General features: G+C 60.6%; 11 protein-coding genes. 10 read left to right on the plus strand and 1 reads right to left on the minus strand.

The features are described from left to right. Positions 1 to 108 precede the first annotated feature (108 nt). From PMW67_RS01860 to rpsJ, 9 genes are all read left to right on the plus strand, one after another. Positions 109 to 1,017, plus strand: coding sequence for a UTP--glucose-1-phosphate uridylyltransferase (locus tag PMW67_RS01860; protein ID WP_117757105.1), 909 nt, complete (start codon positions 109 to 111; stop codon positions 1,015 to 1,017). 287 nt (positions 1,018 to 1,304) lie between these two features. Continuing rightward, positions 1,305 to 4,796 (plus strand): DNA-directed RNA polymerase subunit beta, encoded by a 3,492-nt coding sequence (rpoB, locus tag PMW67_RS01865; RefSeq protein ID WP_271738607.1) that lies wholly within the window; start codon positions 1,305 to 1,307, stop codon positions 4,794 to 4,796. Positions 4,797 to 4,802: 6 nt separating this feature from the next. Next, positions 4,803 to 9,281 carry a DNA-directed RNA polymerase subunit beta' gene (locus tag PMW67_RS01870; RefSeq protein ID WP_195503394.1) on the plus strand — a complete coding sequence of 1,493 codons (4,479 nt, stop codon included), beginning with the start codon at positions 4,803 to 4,805 and terminating at the stop codon, positions 9,279 to 9,281. Between the two features lie 308 nt (positions 9,282 to 9,589). Further along, complete coding sequence (locus tag PMW67_RS01875) at positions 9,590 to 10,108, plus strand: RNA polymerase sigma factor (RefSeq protein WP_187364957.1); 519 nt, start codon at positions 9,590 to 9,592, stop codon at positions 10,106 to 10,108. Then, complete coding sequence (locus PMW67_RS01880) at positions 10,059 to 11,135, plus strand: DUF4179 domain-containing protein (RefSeq protein ID WP_271738608.1); 1,077 nt, start codon at positions 10,059 to 10,061, stop codon at positions 11,133 to 11,135. Before PMW67_RS01875 ends, PMW67_RS01880 begins: the two co-directional genes overlap by 50 nt. A 269-nt stretch (positions 11,136 to 11,404) precedes the next feature. Next, positions 11,405 to 11,782: a 30S ribosomal protein S12 gene (rpsL, locus tag PMW67_RS01885; RefSeq protein ID WP_006235012.1), complete on the plus strand. Its 378-nt coding sequence runs from the start codon at positions 11,405 to 11,407 to the stop codon at positions 11,780 to 11,782. A gap of 73 nt (positions 11,783 to 11,855) precedes the next feature. Continuing rightward, positions 11,856 to 12,329, plus strand: a complete 474-nt coding sequence (gene rpsG / locus PMW67_RS01890; RefSeq protein ID WP_006235013.1) for a 30S ribosomal protein S7 — start codon at positions 11,856 to 11,858, stop codon at positions 12,327 to 12,329. 19 nt (positions 12,330 to 12,348) lie between these two features. Further along, positions 12,349 to 14,448: an elongation factor G gene (gene fusA, locus PMW67_RS01895; protein WP_022094183.1), complete on the plus strand. Its 2,100-nt coding sequence runs from the start codon at positions 12,349 to 12,351 to the stop codon at positions 14,446 to 14,448. A 60-nt stretch (positions 14,449 to 14,508) separates the two neighbouring features. Further along, complete coding sequence (gene rpsJ / locus PMW67_RS01900; protein WP_022094184.1) at positions 14,509 to 14,817, plus strand: 30S ribosomal protein S10; 309 nt, start codon at positions 14,509 to 14,511, stop codon at positions 14,815 to 14,817. A 116-nt stretch (positions 14,818 to 14,933) separates the two neighbouring features. On the opposite strand, the gene PMW67_RS01905 is transcribed toward rpsJ, so the two are convergent. Further along, positions 14,934 to 15,710: a biotin--[acetyl-CoA-carboxylase] ligase gene (locus PMW67_RS01905; RefSeq protein WP_271738609.1), complete on the minus strand. Its 777-nt coding sequence runs from the start codon at positions 15,708 to 15,710 to the stop codon at positions 14,934 to 14,936. A 176-nt stretch (positions 15,711 to 15,886) separates the two neighbouring features. Here PMW67_RS01905 and PMW67_RS01910 point away from each other — a divergent pair, with 176 nt between their 5' ends. Then, positions 15,887 to 16,846, plus strand: a complete 960-nt coding sequence (locus PMW67_RS01910; protein WP_271738610.1) for a 3-oxoacyl-ACP synthase III family protein — start codon at positions 15,887 to 15,889, stop codon at positions 16,844 to 16,846. Positions 16,847 to 16,881: the final 35 nt, after the last annotated feature.

Here is a 16,881-nt window from a genome sequence, read left to right on the forward strand (position 1 = left end):
GCGACATATAGTTCCAGCGGTAAGATGCTTGGGTATCGCAATTTGGTCTGCGGCTGTGTGCCGCACGCATGGGGCGCTTTTGCGCCTGCGAAAGGATCTTTGAATAACATGAAGGCAATCATCCCCGCCGCCGGTCTTGGCACGCGTTTTCTGCCTGGCACCAAGTGCACGCCCAAAGAGATGCTGCCGGTGCTCGACAAGCCCGTCATTCAGTACGTCGTCGAGGAGGCGCTCGAGCCCGAGGAGGTCGACGATGCCATCATCGTTACTTCTCCCGGTAAGCCCGAGCTACTGAACTACTTCCAGCCCGACCGTTCGCTCGAGAACCTGCTGCGCGAGCGCGGCAAGAACGCCTATGCCGATGCTGTCGCCCACGCTGGCGGTATGCCGGTCGACTTCCGTTATCAGTACGAGCCCAAGGGCCTCGGCCATGCTATTCGCTCTGCTGCCGACGCCGTGGCAGGGGAGAACTTCCTGGTTCTTCTGGGCGACTACGTTGTGCCTAACCGCGATATCTGCGACAAGATGCTCGCCGTTTCCAAGGAGCACGGTGGCGCTTCGGTTATCGCCGTCGCTGCTTGCTCGCCCGAGGAAGTCAGCCGCTACGGTGTTATCGCCGGCGAGCGCGTCGGTTCGCTCGAGGGCGCCGAGGACGTTGCCGATGCCGAGCCGGGCGCTGTTTGGCGTATCGGCGGTCTGGTTGAGAAGCCCGCTCCCGAGGCTGCTCCGTCCAACCTGTACATCGTCGGTCGCTACCTGCTGAGCCCGCTGGTCATGGACCTGCTGGCAGATCAGCAGGCCGGCAAGGGCGGCGAGATCCAGCTCACCGACGCCATGGCCCGTTCGCTCGACCGCGAGGCCATGTATGCCGTCGTCATCGACCCGCTGTCGGGCTACGACACCGGCACTCCCTCTGGCTGGATGGCCACCAACGCCCTCATGGCTGCAAGCGACCCCCGCTTTGCCGATGCCTTCTGGGACGCTATCGACGAGCGCGGCGGATTGATGCGCAAGTAAGCCTTCGGGCATCGACATTTACGGGCGCGGACTTCGGTTCGCGCGCGTTTTTTATAAGAGCTGCGATTGCCGGCTCTCTGTTCACAGAAAATATATGAACAGATGTTCGATACACATATATCTACCTGCGTGTTTTCTGTCGAAAAACTTTGCTACTCCAAAAACTCAATCGCGTCAAGGCTTTTCTTGCCCAACGGTCGGTACCTGATAAACTATTAGGTTGCGATAACTGGCGAAGCTATGCCTCGCCAACCCACCGAGCATTTCCGTGAAGGAGGAAAAACCTGGTGACCTACGCATACACTGCCACTGAGCGCAAGCGCGTCAGCTTCGGGAAAATCCCGGAGGCCATGGAGCTCCCCAACCTTATCTCTGTTCAAAGGGAATCCTTTGAGCGTTTTAAGGATGAGGGCCTTCGTGAGGCGTTCAAGGAATCCAGCCCCATCCAGAGTCAGAACCATGTTCTCGAGGTTACCTTCGGCGAGCATCAGTTCGGCGACCCCGCGCACACCGTCGAGGAGTGCCGCGAGAAGGATATGACCTATCAGGCTCCGCTTCTGACCGACGTCCGTCTCACCAACAAGGAGACCGGCGAGATCAAGGAGCAGCTCGTCTTTATGGGCGACTTCCCCATGATGACCGATCAGGGCACCTTCATCATCAACGGTACCGAGCGTATCGTCGTCTCGCAGCTCGTCCGCTCCCCGGGCGTGTACTACAGCTCCGAGATGGATTCGGGCAAGCAGATCTACAAGGCCCAGATCATCCCGTCCCGCGGTGCCTGGCTTGAGTTCGAGGTCGACAAGCGCGACCAGCTCATGGTCTCCATCGACCGTAAGCGCAAGCAGAGCGCCACGATGTTCCTGCGCGCCCTTGGCATCGCCGTCACCAACGACGACATCATCGAGCTGCTCGGCAACTCCGATGTGATCAAGCGCACCCTGGAGCGCGACACCGCTCTCACTCGCGAGGACGCCCTCATCGAGATCTACCGTCGTCTGCGCCCGGGCGAGCCTCCCACCGTGGACGCTTCCCGCAGCCTGCTCGAGGGCCTGCTCTTCAACCCGCAGCGCTACGACCTGGCCCGCGTCGGTCGTTACAAGGTCAACAAGAAGCTCAACCTCACCACCGAGGAAGAGGTCACGGTGCTCACCGACGAGGATATCGTTGCGACGCTGCGCTACCTCCTGTCCCTCGCTGCCGGCGAGCAGGGCTTCAAGGTCGACGACATCGACCACTTTGGCAACCGCCGTATCCGTACCGTCGGCGAGCTCGTCGCCAACCAGTTCCGTATCGGCATGAGCCGTATGGAGCGCGTCGTCCGTGAGCGCATGAGCTCCCAGGACATCGACGAGATCACCCCGCAGTCGCTCATCAACATCCGCCCGATCGTGGCCTCCATCAAGGAGTTCTTCGGTTCCTCGCAGCTCTCGCAGTTCATGGACCAGGCGAACCCCCTGACCGGTCTGACCCACAAGCGCCGTCTGTCCGCACTCGGCCCTGGTGGTCTTGCCGGCCACAAGTCCGGCTCCAGCCGCCGCACCAACGTGCCGACGGCCGTCCGCGACGTTCACAACTCGCACTACAGCCGCATGTGCCCGATCGAGACCCCCGAAGGCCCCAACATCGGCCTGATCGGCTCGCTCGCCCTCTACGCCCGCGTCAACGAGTACGGCTTCATCGAGGCCCCGTTCCGTCGCGTCGAGAACGGCGTTGCCACCGACCAGATCGACTGGATGACCGCTGACGAGGAAGAGAAGCACGTCATCGCGCCGGCCAACACGCCGCTCGATCCCAAGACCAACGAGTTCATCACGACCGATGCCGAGGGCAAGCTTGTCCGCCCGCACACCGTGATCGCCCGTACCCGCGACTTCGACGGCTCCTTCGGCGCTCCCGCCGACGTGCCCGTCGAGGACGTCGACTACATGGACGTCTCGCCGCGTCAGATGCTCTCCGTCGCAGCCACGCTGATTCCGTTCCTTGAGCACGACGACGCCAAGCGTACGCTGATGGGCGCTAACATGCAGCGTCAGGCCGTGCCGCTGGTTCACCCCGCCGCTCCCTATGTCGGTACCGGCATGGAGCGTCGCGCCGCTCTGGACTCCGGCGAGGTCACCCTGGCCAAGAATGCCGGCGAGGTCATCTTTGCCGACGCCGCCAAGATCATCGTCAAGCATGCCGGCGGCATGGACGAGTATCACCTGGCCAAGTACCAGCGCTCCAACCAGTCCACCTGCATCAACCACCGTCCGCTCGTGCGCGTCGGTGACACCGTTGAGCAGGGCGAGCCCCTGGCCGACGGTCCTTCGACCGATCATGGCGAGCTTGCACTGGGTCAGAACCTCACCGTGGCATACATGCCGTGGGAAGGCTTTAACTACGAGGACGGTATCGTCGTGTCCGAGCGCCTGGTGGCCGAGGACCTGCTGACGACCATCAACATCACCCGTCACGAGATCGACGCCCGCGACACCAAGCTCGGTCCCGAGGAGATCACCCGCGAGATCCCGAACCTCTCCGAGGACATGCTTGCCAACCTCGACGAGGACGGCATCATCCGCATCGGCGCCGAGGTCGGCCCTGGCGACATCCTGGTCGGCAAGGTCACACCTAAGGGCGAGAGCGCTCTGACCGCCGAGGAGCGCCTGCTGCGCGCCATCTTCGGTGCCAAGGCCCACGACGTCCGCGATACCTCCCTTAAGATGCCTCACGGCGCTTACGGCCGCGTCATCGATGTCGTCCGCTTTAGCCGCGAGAACGGCGACGACCTGGCCCCCGGCGTCAACGAGCAGGTGCGCGTCTACGTCGCCCAGCGTCGTAAGATCCAGCAGGGCGATAAGATCGCCGGCCGCCACGGCAACAAGGGTGTTATCTGTAACGTTCTGCCGGTCGAGGACATGCCCTACATGGCTGACGGTACCCCGATCGACGTTATCCTCAACCCGCTGGGCGTTCCTTCGCGTATGAACGTCGGCCAGCTGCTCGAGTGCCACCTTGGCTGGGCTGCTGCCTGCGGTTGGGATACCGAGCAGGCCGACTCCGACAAGTACGTCCCCGGTCCGTTCTTCACCGCCACGCCCGTCTTCGACGGCGCCAAGGAGGACGAGATCGCCGAGGTCATTCGTCGTGCCAACAAGAACATGCTCAACAAGGCCACCGCTGCCTTTGGCGATCACATGCGTCCCGAGTTCGTCACCCAGCTTGACGAGCGCGGCAAGACCCGTCTGTTCGACGGCCGCACCGGCGAGGAGTTCCGCGAGCCCATTACCGTGGGTACGTCCTACATCCTCAAGCTCGGCCACATGGTCGACGACAAGATCCACGCCCGTTCGACCGGCCCTTACAGCCTGGTTACCCAGCAGCCTCTGGGCGGCAAGGCCCAGTTCGGCGGCCAGCGCTTCGGCGAGATGGAAGTTTGGGCACTGTACGCTTACGGTGCTTCCAACGTCCTGCAGGAGATCCTGACCGTCAAGTCCGACGATACCGTGGGCCGCGTCAAGACCTACGAGTCCATCGTCAAGGGCGAGAACGTTCCTGTCCCGGGTATCCCCGAGTCCTTCAAGGTTCTCGTCAAGGAGATTCGCTCCCTCGCACTGGACATCGAGCCCATGCACGATGCCGACGAGGACGCCTCCGCCCCTGTGACCGCCGAGGAGACCTCCGCTCTCGACGACCTGGCTGCGCTCGCCGGCGTTGACGCCGACGTCGAGGCCCAGGATGCCGAGACCGCCGAGGCGCCCGAGGCTGTCGCCGCCACGACCACTGATAAGGAGTAGTTGACTGTGGCAGATTTCGAAGCTACTGATTTTGACTCGGTAAAGATCTCCCTTGCCTCCGCCGACCAGATCCGTTCCTGGTCGCACGGTGAGGTCAAGAAGCCGGAGACCATCAATTACCGTACCCTCAAGCCCGAGAAGGACGGCCTGTTCTGCGAGAAGATCTTCGGTCCCGCCAAGGACTGGGAGTGCTCCTGCGGCAAGTACAAGGGCATCCGCTTTAAGGGTATCGTCTGCGAGCGCTGCGGCGTCGAGGTCACCTCGGCCAAGGTGCGTCGCGACCGCATGGGCCACATCGAGCTCGCCGCTCCCGTGTCCCACATCTGGTACTTCAAGAGCCCCACGAGCTTCCCGATGAGCCGTATGCTCGACATCAAGTCCAAGGACCTCGAGAAGGTTCTGTACTTTGCCAGCTACATCATCACCGAGGTCGACTACGAGGCTCGCGAGGCCGACGCTGACGACCTGCGCGAGGAGCTCGCCGCCGATCTGGAAGAGATCGATGCCGAGTGCGCCCGCCAGATCGAGTCCCTCAAGGAGCAGGGCAACCCCGAGAACTTTGATGAGTTCTCCGACGAGGAGCCGCTGACCCCCGAGGAGATCGCCTCCGGCATCGTCGACATCGAGGAAGAGTGCAAGGACGAGAAGCAGCTCCGCACGGACGCCTTCAATGCCTTCATGAAGCTCACCGAGCGCGACCTCATCTCCGATGAGCCGCTGTTCCGCGAGATGACCCGCTACTACTCCATGTACTTCAAGGGTGGTATGGGTGCCGAGGCCGTCCGCGACCTGCTCGCTGCCATCGACCTCCCCTCCGAGGCCGAGAAGCTCAAGGCCATCATCGCTGACGAGGACTCCCAGAAGCAGAAGCGCGAGAAGGCCGTCAAGCGCCTTGAGGTCGTTGACGCCTTCCTGAAGGGCGGCAACAGCCCCGCGAACATGATCCTGGACGTCATCCCGGTCATTCCGCCCGATCTGCGCCCGATGGTTCAGCTCGACGGCGGCCGCTTCGCCGCGTCCGACCTCAACGACCTGTATCGCCGCGTGATCAACCGTAACAACCGACTCAAGCGCCTGCTCGACCTGGACGCCCCTGCGATCATCGTGAACAACGAGAAGCGCATGCTCCAGGAGTCCGTGGACGCCCTGTTCGACAACGGCCGTCGTGGTCGCCCGGTCTCTGGCCGTGGCGGTCGCCCGCTCAAGTCGCTCGCCGAGGCCCTCAAGGGCAAGCAGGGCCGTTTCCGTCAGAACCTGCTGGGTAAGCGTGTCGACTACTCCGGCCGTTCGGTTATCGTTACCGACCCCAAGCTGCTGCTGCACCAGTGCGGTCTGCCCAAGACCATGGCGCTGGAGCTCTTCAAGCCCTTCGTTATGAAGCGCCTGGTCGAGCTCGGTAAGGTCGAGAACATCAAGGGCGCCAAGCGCGCTATCGACCGCGGTGCCACCTTTGTGTGGGATATCCTCGAAGAGGTCATCGACGGCCGCGTCGTGCTGCTCAACCGTGCACCGACCCTGCACCGTCTGTCCATCCAGGCCTTTGAGCCGGTGCTGGTCGAGGGCAAGGCTATCCACCTGCACCCGCTGGTCTGCTCGCCCTTCAACGCCGACTTCGACGGCGACCAGATGTCTGTCCACGTGCCGCTGTCCAGCCAGGCTCAGGCCGAGGCCCGCGTGCTCATGCTCTCTGCGAACAACCTGCGCTCGCCGGCATCCGGCAAGCCGGTCAACATCCCTTCGCAGGACATGATCATCGGTGTGTACTACCTGACCCAGGTCCGCGAGGGTCTGCCGGGCGAGAACCACGTGTTCTCGAGCTTCGACGACGCGCTGCACGCCTATGACTGCCGCTCCGAGGTCGACATGCAGGCCAAGATCCAGGTCCGCGTGTCCGCTGCCGATGCCAACGTCATCAATGAGGACGGCACCCGTATCTTCCGCGTCAAGAACGGCAAGAACGAGTTTGTCGACTACGATGTCACCGGCAATAAGACCGCGCGCTTCGAGACCTCTATCGGCCGCATCATCTTCAACCGCCAGTGCCTGCCCGAAGACTACGAGTTCATGAACTACAAGATGGTCAAGGGCGATGTGGCCAAGCTGGTTGCGGACTGCTGTGATCGTTACCCCGAGGCCAAGGTCGGCCCGATCCTCGACGCCATCAAGTACTCCGGCTTCCACTACGCTACCCGCGCCGGCCTCACCATCTCGGTGTGGGACGCTCTCATCCCTGCCGAGAAGCAGGAGCTGCTCGACCGCGCCCAGGCCAACGTCGACCAGATCAACGAGTACTTCGAGGAGGGCTTCATCAACGAGACGGAGCGCCACATCGAAGTCGTTAACGAGTGGACCGCTTGTACCGACAAGGTCGCAGCGCTCATGCTCGACATGTTCGACGAGGAGAACCCGCTGTACATGATGGCCGACTCCGGCGCCCGTGGTTCTAAGACCCAGCTGCGTCAGCTCGGCGGCATGCGTGGCCTGATGGCAGACATGTCCGGCGAGACGATCGACCTTCCCATTAAGGCGAACTTCCGCGAGGGCCTGCTGCCGCTCGAGTACTTCATTTCGACCTACGGCGCCCGTAAGGGCCTGGTCGATACCGCATCCCACACCTCGGACTCTGGTTACCTGACCCGTCGTCTGGTCGACGTGGCCCAGGACGTCATCGTCCGCGAGGAGGACTGCGGCACGCACGAGGGCGTCACCTACAACCTCATCATCCCCGGCACCACCGACCTCAACACCGACCTCGTCGGCCGTTGCTTCATCGAGGACGTCGTGGCTCCCGATGGCACCGTGCTCTTTGAGCAGGACGGCTACATCGAGAAGGTTGCCGACATTCAGAAGATGGTCGATGCCGGCCTTAAGAAGGTCAAGCTCCGCGCGCTGCTCACTTGCCGCTCCAAGTACGGCGTGTGCCAGAAGTGCTACGGCTGGGATCTTTCCACCCGTCGTCCGGTCGCCATCGGTACCGCGGTCGGCATTATTGCCGCCCAGTCCATCGGCGAGCCCGGTACGCAGCTTACGATGCGTACCATTCACTCCGGCGGCGTCGCTGGCGTCGACGATATTACGCAGGGTCTGCCTACGGTCAGCCGTATGTTCGATATCGTCGGCAACGTCAACGAGAAGATTCTGGGTCGCGAGGCCGAGCTGGCTCCGTACTCCGGCCACCTCTCGATTAAGCCCGAGAAGTCCGAGTACGTGCTGACGCTCACCGACTCCGAGGACCACACCCGTGTCCTCGACGAGCGTCGCGTCCCCGCTTCGGTTCGCTTTATGCCCGAGATCGAGGACGGCTGCGAGGTTCGCGCCGGCGACCAGATCACCAAGGGCTTCGTCAACTTCCGCAACCTGCGCAAGCTGACCGACATCGAGTCGACGATGCACACCTTCGTCGAGAGCGTCAAGGACGTCTACACCAGCCAGGGCGTCGACCTGAACGACAAGCACATCGAGGTGCTCGCACGTCAGATGCTGCGTCGCGTTCAGATCACCAACCCCGGTGACTCCAAGTACCTGCTTGGTCAGTACGTCGACCGCTACGAGTTCGCCGACGAGGTCGAGCGCGTTGCCCGTCTGGGCGGTCAGGCTCCTGTGGCCGAGCCCGTCATCCTGGGTACGCTCAAGGTCGCGTCCAACATCGACTCCTGGCTGTCGAGCGCTTCGTTCATCCGTACCGCCGGCGTCCTTACCGAGGCTGCCATCGAGGGCAAGGTCGACCACCTGCTCGACCTTAAGTCCAACGTCATCGTCGGTAAGAAGATCCCGGCCGGTACCGGCCTCAAGCCGTACGCCAACGCCAAGCTGACGTATCGTACGGCCGACGGCTACGTGGACATCGACGGCCCGGCTTCGCCCAACGCCAAGTCGCTGCCCGAGTGGGCTCCTGTGGAGCTCAAGGACCTGGACGAGCAGCTTCCGCAGCAGCTCGACTGGGCCGGCTACGACGAGTTTGGCGGTGCTGACGGTTCGTTCACCCGCAACGGTCACACCATCTCTGCCGAGAAGGCTCGCCTGTACCTGTTCGACGACCTGGGCGTGTCGCAGCGCTGGACCAACAAGTTCAGCGAGGTCGGCATCGAGACGGTCGGCGACCTGGTTGGTAAGTCCGAGGAGGATCTGCTGCGCATCGATGGCATCGGTGCCAAGGCGATCGAGGAGCTCCGTGACGGCCTTGAGGCCCACGACCTGCTCTACATCCTCGAGAACAACGACGACGTTGCCGACGAGGAAGACCTCTCGCAGCTGCTGCAGATGGTCTTTAGCCCCGACGGTCCGGACGACATCCTGCTGGGCACCTCTGCCGCGCCGACGCATCACGCCGACGCCGACGAGGAGCTCCTGGGCGCTCCGATCGACGACAAGAAGGCTCCCGCCAACGGTGCCATCAACGAGGACATGGCTTCCCTCGACGAGCTGCTCAACCAGCTCGTGGACACCGACGACGCCGAAGAGGCCAAGGATAACGACGAGGAGTAACTAGTTCCGCCGTTCTAACGAACGGCGGAGATTTCCGTCGCTGCGCGGCCCCCAGAGCTACAATCTGTCATTCAAAAGGCAGGGCATGACCAAAAGGTCAATGCCCTGCCTTTTTCATGCCACCTTGTACGCTCTGGGGGCCGCTCGCTTGCGTATGCTCAACTTGTTGCGTTCCGTTGGTCACTTGCAAAAAAGGACAGGTTTATTTTGGTAGTTTTTCCTGCTTGAATTTGAAACATTCCGTTTGGTCAAAGCGTATCTATGGTGAGGGCCCCATCAAGAACCATCAGTGTCACCGGGAGGTGATTATGGAAGAACAAGCTTTTAGACAGGCGGTCGAAGACCACCGGGATGTCGTGTTTCGGATCGCATTGACGTATCTGCGTGATCGCGCTGACGCCGACGATGTCGCTCAAGACGTCTTTCTTAAGTTGCTCAAAAGCGACGCGCAATTTGAAAACTGGGAGCATCTTCGTCGATGGCTTATCCGGGTCACGATCAATGAATGTAAATCTCTCTTTCGAAAGCCGTGGAGGCGCGTGGAGGATATTGAGAATCTGGCCGATTCGCTTTCGACGGCGCAGGAGGAGACCAAGGCGGTCCTGTCAGACGTTATGCGACTTCCGGAGCGATTCCGTATTCCTATCGTGCTCTATTACTATCTGGGCTTCTCGACTTCAGAAATTGCCGAGTTACTGCATGTGCCAGCCGCGACCGTTCGAACGCGTTTAGCTCGCGGCAGATCGAAGCTCAAGTTCATCCTAGAGGAGGGCGACCGTGAAATCCAACCAGATCAAGCAGGCCTTCGAGTCCGTCCAAGCCGATAGCGATCTTGCTGACCGTGTTCTTTATGCCGCTGCTGGCGAGCCGCTTCGCCGAAAGGGTCACGCGAAGCCTCTGTATGTTGCCGTAATCGGATGTCTTGCCGGAGTGCTGGCGACCGGAGGGGTCGCCTACGCTGTTGTCAATTCCAGTTATTTTGCCTCTGCCTGGGGAAACCATGGCAACGGAGAGTCCGTTACCTGGACAAATGGCGGCTCGTCGGGGACGAAATATACCTACACCAGAGAGTTTGGTGATGGTATCGCGCCCCAAAGCCTGGAGGGTGCAGTCCAGAAGGTCAATCTGTCCGTCGAGGGCAACGGCTATACGCTCGACATTCATGAGATGGCAATCGACGAGAACGGTTGCGGTGCTGTGACGTTTACATTGTCCAATCCGAATGGCGTTAACTACTACAAGCCGGCGGCAGAGCTTGGCGAACTTGTTCTCTATGGTGAAGAAGAAGGGGGCGTCAGTACACCCAGCATGAACTTCGGCGAGGAATGGGCTGATACACGCTGCACCATTGATAAAGACACATCAAGCGACACGGTCACTAACGGCACGATGTACTTTGCATCTTGGAATCGCGATCGAGATTTACGACATGCGGTCACCTGGAATATCAGTTGGACGGAGGGCAAAGGTGAGGATGCGAAGGTGATCGAGGTATCGACGCCAGAGTTTAACGTCGGAGCGCACGTCGATACAAAGGAGCTCCGCTCCGACGACTCGCCTCTCGAGATCAGCCCGTTTTCCATCCAGACGCACATCGATGATCTGGGCTATGAAGCAGTTGATCATAAACTGACCGTCAGCTACAAGGATGGATCGGAGCAGATTATCGAAGATGACGACGCAGGGGCGTACAATTTCTATGTTTCGATGGCGCGCAATAGCGGAGAGAACATCTGGGTTCCGACAAAACTGATCAATGTCGATCAAGTGGTCTCGGTGACCCTCGAGGGCACGAGATGCACATCAACAGGAGAGACCGAAACAGAAGTACCCTTTACCATCGTCTATTCGTAAGGTCTAGGCCGCTTCCTGCTAGAGGAAGCGGCCATTTTTGCGTTACATGGACGGCTGGAATGGGCACTTGCGCACAGGCGGGGATTCCTTTTATGGAGGCTTTGCGGAAATATGGCTATTTTGGGATACGCCCGGCGGCGTGGTCTGTTGACGGCACAGCTAACGGCACGTATCCTATCGAACTGCGTGTTTCGTAGGGGGATGCTGACCCCTCGATTCAAGCCGTTGCACTTTACAGAAAGCTGGAATCATTCGAGAAGGAGTACGCTTTGCCTACTATTAACCAGCTGGTTCGCCAGGGCCGTCGTTCCGTGCCCAAGAAGTCCAAGAACGCTGCTCTGCAGCACAACTCCCAGAAGCGCGGCGTGTGCACCCGCGTCTTCACCACGAGCCCCAAGAAGCCGAACTCGGCTCTTCGTAAGGTTGCCCGTGTTCGCCTCGTCAACGGCATCGAAGTTACTGCTTACATCCCGGGTGAGGGCCACAACCTGCAGGAGCACTCCATCGTGCTCGTCCGCGGCGGTCGTGTCCGTGACCTCCCTGGTGTCCGTTATCACGTCATCCGTGGCGCCTACGACGCTGCTCCGGTCCAGAACCGTATGCAGGCCCGTTCCAAGTACGGTGCTAAGCGCCCCAAGGCTAAATAAGCCAGATAACGTTTTGATACTTTCGCCGTGCGCCGCCTAAGCGCCGCACGGTAGACACTTAAGGAGATTTCACATGCCGCGTCGTGCAGCAGCTAATCGTCGTGAGGTTCAGCCTGACGCCGTTTACAACAACCGCCTGGTGACTCAGCTCATCAACAAGGTCCTTCTTGACGGCAAGAAGGCCACCGCTGAGCGCATCGTTTACACCGCTTTCGAGATCGTTGCCGAGAAGTCCGAGGGTGGCGACGCTCTCGCTACCTTCAAGAAGGCTATGGACAACGTCAAGCCCACGCTCGAGGTTAAGCCCAAGCGTGTCGGTGGCGCTACCTATCAGGTCCCGATGGAGGTCAACTCCCGTCGTTCCACCGCTCTGGGCATCCGCTGGATCGTCAACTTCTCCCGCGCTCGCAAGGAGAAGACCATGGCCGAGCGTCTCGCTAACGAGATCCTCGACGCCTCCAACGGTCTTGGCGCTTCCGTCAAGAAGCGTGAGGACGTCTTCAAGATGGCCGAGGCCAACCGCGCGTTCTCTCACTATCGTTGGTAAGTTAAGGTAAGGAACTAACATGGCTAAGCCTAAGTACAAGCTTTCCGATACCCGTAACATCGGCATCATGGCCCACATCGATGCCGGTAAGACCACCACGACCGAGCGTATTCTTTACTACACCGGTAAGACCCACAAGATCGGTGAGGTCCATGAGGGCGCTGCCACCATGGACTGGATGGTTCAGGAGCAGGAGCGCGGCGTAACCATTACCTCCGCTGCTACCACGTGCTTCTGGAACAAGGACGGTAAGGACTACCGCATCCAGATCATCGACACCCCGGGCCACGTTGACTTCACCGCCGAGGTCGAGCGCTGCCTGCGCGTCCTCGATGGCGCTGTCGCCGTCTTCGACGCCGTTGCCGGCGTTCAGCCCCAGTCTGAGACCGTTTGGCGTCAGGCTTCTACCTTCAACGTCCCCCGCATCGCCTTCATCAACAAGTATGACCGCGTGGGCGCTGACTTCTTCAACGCTATCGAGACCATGAAGGATCGTCTCGACGCCAACGCCGTGGCCGCTCAGGTCCCGATGGGCGCCGAGGACAACTTCTGGGGCGTCATCGACCTCGTTACCATGACTGCATGGGACTTCAAGGCCGACGAGAAGGGCATGACCTACCCCGAGCCGATGGACGAGATCCCGGCTGAGTTTGCCGACATCGCTGCCACCAAGCGCGAGGAGCTCCTCGACGCTGCTGCCAGCTTTGACGACGAGCTCATGGAGAAGATCCTCATGGAGGAGGACTTCACCGTCGAGGAGCTCAAGGCTGCTCTGCGCAAGGGCGTTCTGGCCAACGAGCTCAACCTCGTCTTCGTGGGCTCCGCCTACAAGAACAAGGGCGTTCAGGAGCTGCTCGACGCTGTCGTCGACTACCTGCCCAGCCCGCTCGACGTTGAGGCCGTCACCGGTACCGATCCGGACACCGGCGAGGAGATCCAGCGTCATCCTTCCTTCGACGAGCCTTTCTCCGGCCTGGTCTTCAAGATCATGACCGACCCGTTCGTCGGTAAGCTCACCTACGTCCGCGTTTACTCCGGCCGCGCCGAGTCCGGCTCCTACGTGGTCAACGCTTCCAACGGTCAGCGCGAGCGTCTCGGCCGCATCCTCGAGATGAACGCCGCCGAGCGTATCGACCGTGACGACGCTGCCGCCGGCGACATCGTCGCTTGCGTCGGCTTCAAGAACTCCACCACCGGTGACACCCTGTGCGCCGAGGGCAAGGAGATCGTCCTCGAGAAGATCGAGTTCGCTAAGCCCGTTATCGACGTTGCCATCGAGCCCAAGACCAAGGCCGAGCAGGACAAGATGTCCCTGGCTCTGACCAAGCTCGCCGAGGAGGACCCGACCTTCCAGGTGTCCACCAACCACGAGACCGGCCAGACCATCATCGCCGGCATGGGCGAGCTGCACCTCGAGATCATCGTCGACCGTCTGCTCCGCGAGTTCAAGGTTGACGCTAACGTCGGTAAGCCCCAGGTTGCCTACCGCGAGACCGCCGGTCACGACGTCGAGAAGGCTGAGGGCAAGTTCGTCCGTCAGTCCGGCGGTCGCGGTCAGTACGGCCACGCCGTCATCAAGCTCGAGAAGATGGAGGAGGGCTTCGGCTACGAGTTCGTCAACGCTATCGTCGGCGGCGTCGTGCCCAAGGAGTACATCCCGTCCATCGACAAGGGCATCCAGGAGGCCCTGAACACCGGTGTTATCGCCGGCTTCCCGGTCCTCGACGTTAAGGTCACCCTGTTCGACGGTTCTTACCACGAGGTCGACTCCTCCGAGGCCGCCTTCAAGATCGCCGGTTCCATGGCTATCAAGGACGCTCTCAAGAAGTCCGATCCGCAGCTGCTCGAGCCGATCATGGCTGTCGAGGTCGAGACCCCCGAGCAGTACATGGGCGACGTTATGGGCAACCTCTCCGGTCGCCGCGGCAAGATCGAGGGCATGGAGGATCGCAAGAACAGCAAGCTCATCCGTGCCAAGGTGCCGCTGGGCGAGATGTTCGGTTACGCTACCGACCTTCGCTCCCAGACCCAGGGCCGTGCATCCTACACGATGCAGTTCGACTCTTATGAGCCCGCGCCCAAGTCCATCGTGGACGAGGTCATGAGCAAGAACGCCTAAGTTCGAGCTCCCTGTTACGTAATCCGCGAGAACATCTCTCGCACTCTTTGGAGGTTTAAGTTGGCTACCCAGAAGATCCGCATTCGCCTCAAGGGCTATGATCACGAGGTCGTCGATCAGTCCGCGAAGCTCATCGTCGAGACCGCTCAGAAGACCGGTGCTCGCGTTTCCGGTCCTGTCCCCCTGCCCACCGAGCGCAACCTGTACACGGTTATCCGCTCGCCGCACGTGAACAAGGACTCCCGTGAGCAGTTCGAGATGCGCACCCACAAGCGCCTCATCGACATCCTTGACCCCACCTCGGGCACCGTTGATTCGCTCATGCGTCTCGACCTCCCCGCTGGCGTCGACATCGACATCAAGCTCTAAGCGATATCGCTCATAGCTTACAGAGCCCCGCTGCCATTACGGTAGCGGGGCTCTTTTGTTTTGCATGATGGGTTTTGACCGCCTGGTAATGCTGCTGAGTAGGTGGCTGCGGCGCCCTATTCGCCCAAGGGGCGCAGCGACGCCTCCTCAAAATGGAAGGATCGCAAGCCGTCTTCTGTTTCGATGCACGCGCGTCCAAAGGTATCGACGGTTTTAAAGATGCCTCGCGCCTGCTCGTCACCGGCAGGGGAGCGGGCGATAACGTGCTTTCCAATCCAATTGAGGTGAGCGACATATTCGCCGTGGACGGGCGCGAGCGATCCGGTGTTTTCTTCCATGGCGTTGAGGCGTTCTGCCCAGGCATCTACAGCGTCTATAACTGCGTGATAGACCTCATCGAGGAGCATGTCGACAGCAGGAACGTTCTCGTTAAGGTCCGAGAGACCGATTGCCGGCAGGCCGCCATCGGGCACCTCCGTGGGCACATAGTTCACGTTGACGCCGATGCCACAGACCGCAAAGGGGTTGCCTTCGTTATCGCGTGCGGCTTCGACCAGAATGCCGCCGAGCTTGCGTCCTCGCGCGACCAGGTCGTTGGGCCATTTGAGGCCAATCTCGTTTGCAAGACCCTGCTTTTCGAGCGCCTCGAGCACCGCTAGGCCGCTGACGGCGGCAAGGCCAGAGTACTTGGCGGGATCAACACGAGGACGTAGGACAATCGAGAGTAACAGATTGCCGGCGGTTGAATCCCACTTGTGGCCGCGTCGGCCGCGTCCTGCTGTCTGAGTCCGGGCGGCAAGTCCTGTGCCGTGCGGCGCTCCCTGTTTTCCTGCTTCGAGCAGGTCATCGTTGGTCGATCCGGTTACGTCGACTATCGTTAATTTGGCATCCATAACGGCTGCTACCTCCTTAATGAATAAGTGAATAACGCAATGGTGTCGAGAGATAGACACAATGTGAAGCCTGTGTCGCATTTGGGCAATTTAATGTTAACACGTCAACAACGACTGAAATGCGCTATCCTCTCATGGTCGATGTAAACACGTCAACAACTCAAAGGAGGTTAGTGATGGGTTTCACGATTCTTGGAACGGGCTCGGCGCTTCCTAAGCGCAGTGTTTCCAATGACGAGCTGTCCGAGTTCCTCGATACCTCGGATGAGTGGATTTTTACCCGCACAGGTATCAAGAGCCGCCACGTCTGCACCACCGAGTCACTTGATGACCTTGCCGTAGCGGCGAGCGAGCGGGCACTCCAGGTGTCCGGAATCGACGCGAGCCAGTTGGATTTGATCGTCTGCTCGACGACGACGGGTGACCATCTTGTTCCCGCTGAGGCGTGTGCCGTTGCTGAGCGACTAGGCGCGACGTGCCCTGCCTTCGATGTCTCGGCGGCCTGCGCCGGCTTCGTATTTGCGCTCGATGTTGCCGAGGGCTATATCGCCCGAGGACGAGCCAAGCATGTGCTTGTCGTTGCCGCCGAGCAGATGACGCGCGCGCTCGACTGGACCGACCGCGCCACCTGCGTGCTCTTTGGCGATGGGGCAGGCGCCGCGGTGATTGAGGCCGGGGGAGACAGCCCCCTTGCCGTTGAGCTTTCGACGGCGTCCGACGTCGAGACGTTGCGCGTTCCCGGACTGGTCGGCACCTCGCCGTTTAAGGCCTCCGTAGATAGCGAGAGCGTGCTGTCCATGAATGGCCGCCGTGTGTTCAAGTTCGGCGTCAACGCCATCTGTGACACGGTTCATAAGCTTGCGAGCGATGCGGGCATTTCGGTCGAAGACATCGACCATTTTGTATTCCATCAGGCTAACGAACGAATCCTGAGCCAGGCAGTCAAGCGCCTCGGCGTGCCAGGCGAGCGCGTGGTTCGAACGCTGCGCGAGACCGGCAATATTTCGAGCGCCTGTATTCCCTTTGCGCTTGATCGGCTGGCGCGCACCAACGCACTGAATGCGGGCGACACCATCGCCCTCGTTGGATTTGGCGCCGGTCTGGATATAGGTGGCTATCTACTTCGTTGGAAGTAGTCGCACATAGGAAATAAAACGCCCCTAGGGCACAA

It is taken from the genome of Collinsella aerofaciens, assembly GCF_028209395.1.
Classification (GTDB): domain Bacteria; phylum Actinomycetota; class Coriobacteriia; order Coriobacteriales; family Coriobacteriaceae; genus Collinsella; species Collinsella aerofaciens_AZ.

What these genes read in the sequence shown, in the direction of transcription:
- rpsG (WP_006235013.1), top strand. Translation starts at nt 11,856, where the DNA reads ATGCCGCGTCGTGCAGCAGCTAATCGTCGTGAGGTTCAGCCTGACGCC.
- PMW67_RS01910 (WP_271738610.1), top strand. Translation starts at nt 15,887, where the DNA reads ATGGGTTTCACGATTCTTGGAACGGGCTCGGCGCTTCCTAAGCGCAGT.
- fusA (WP_022094183.1), top strand. Translation starts at nt 12,349, where the DNA reads ATGGCTAAGCCTAAGTACAAGCTTTCCGATACCCGTAACATCGGCATC.
- PMW67_RS01875 (WP_187364957.1), top strand. Translation starts at nt 9,590, where the DNA reads ATGGAAGAACAAGCTTTTAGACAGGCGGTCGAAGACCACCGGGATGTC.
- PMW67_RS01905 (WP_271738609.1), bottom strand. Translation starts at nt 15,710, where the DNA reads ATGGATGCCAAATTAACGATAGTCGACGTAACCGGATCGACCAACGAT.
- PMW67_RS01860 (WP_117757105.1), top strand. Translation starts at nt 109, where the DNA reads ATGAAGGCAATCATCCCCGCCGCCGGTCTTGGCACGCGTTTTCTGCCT.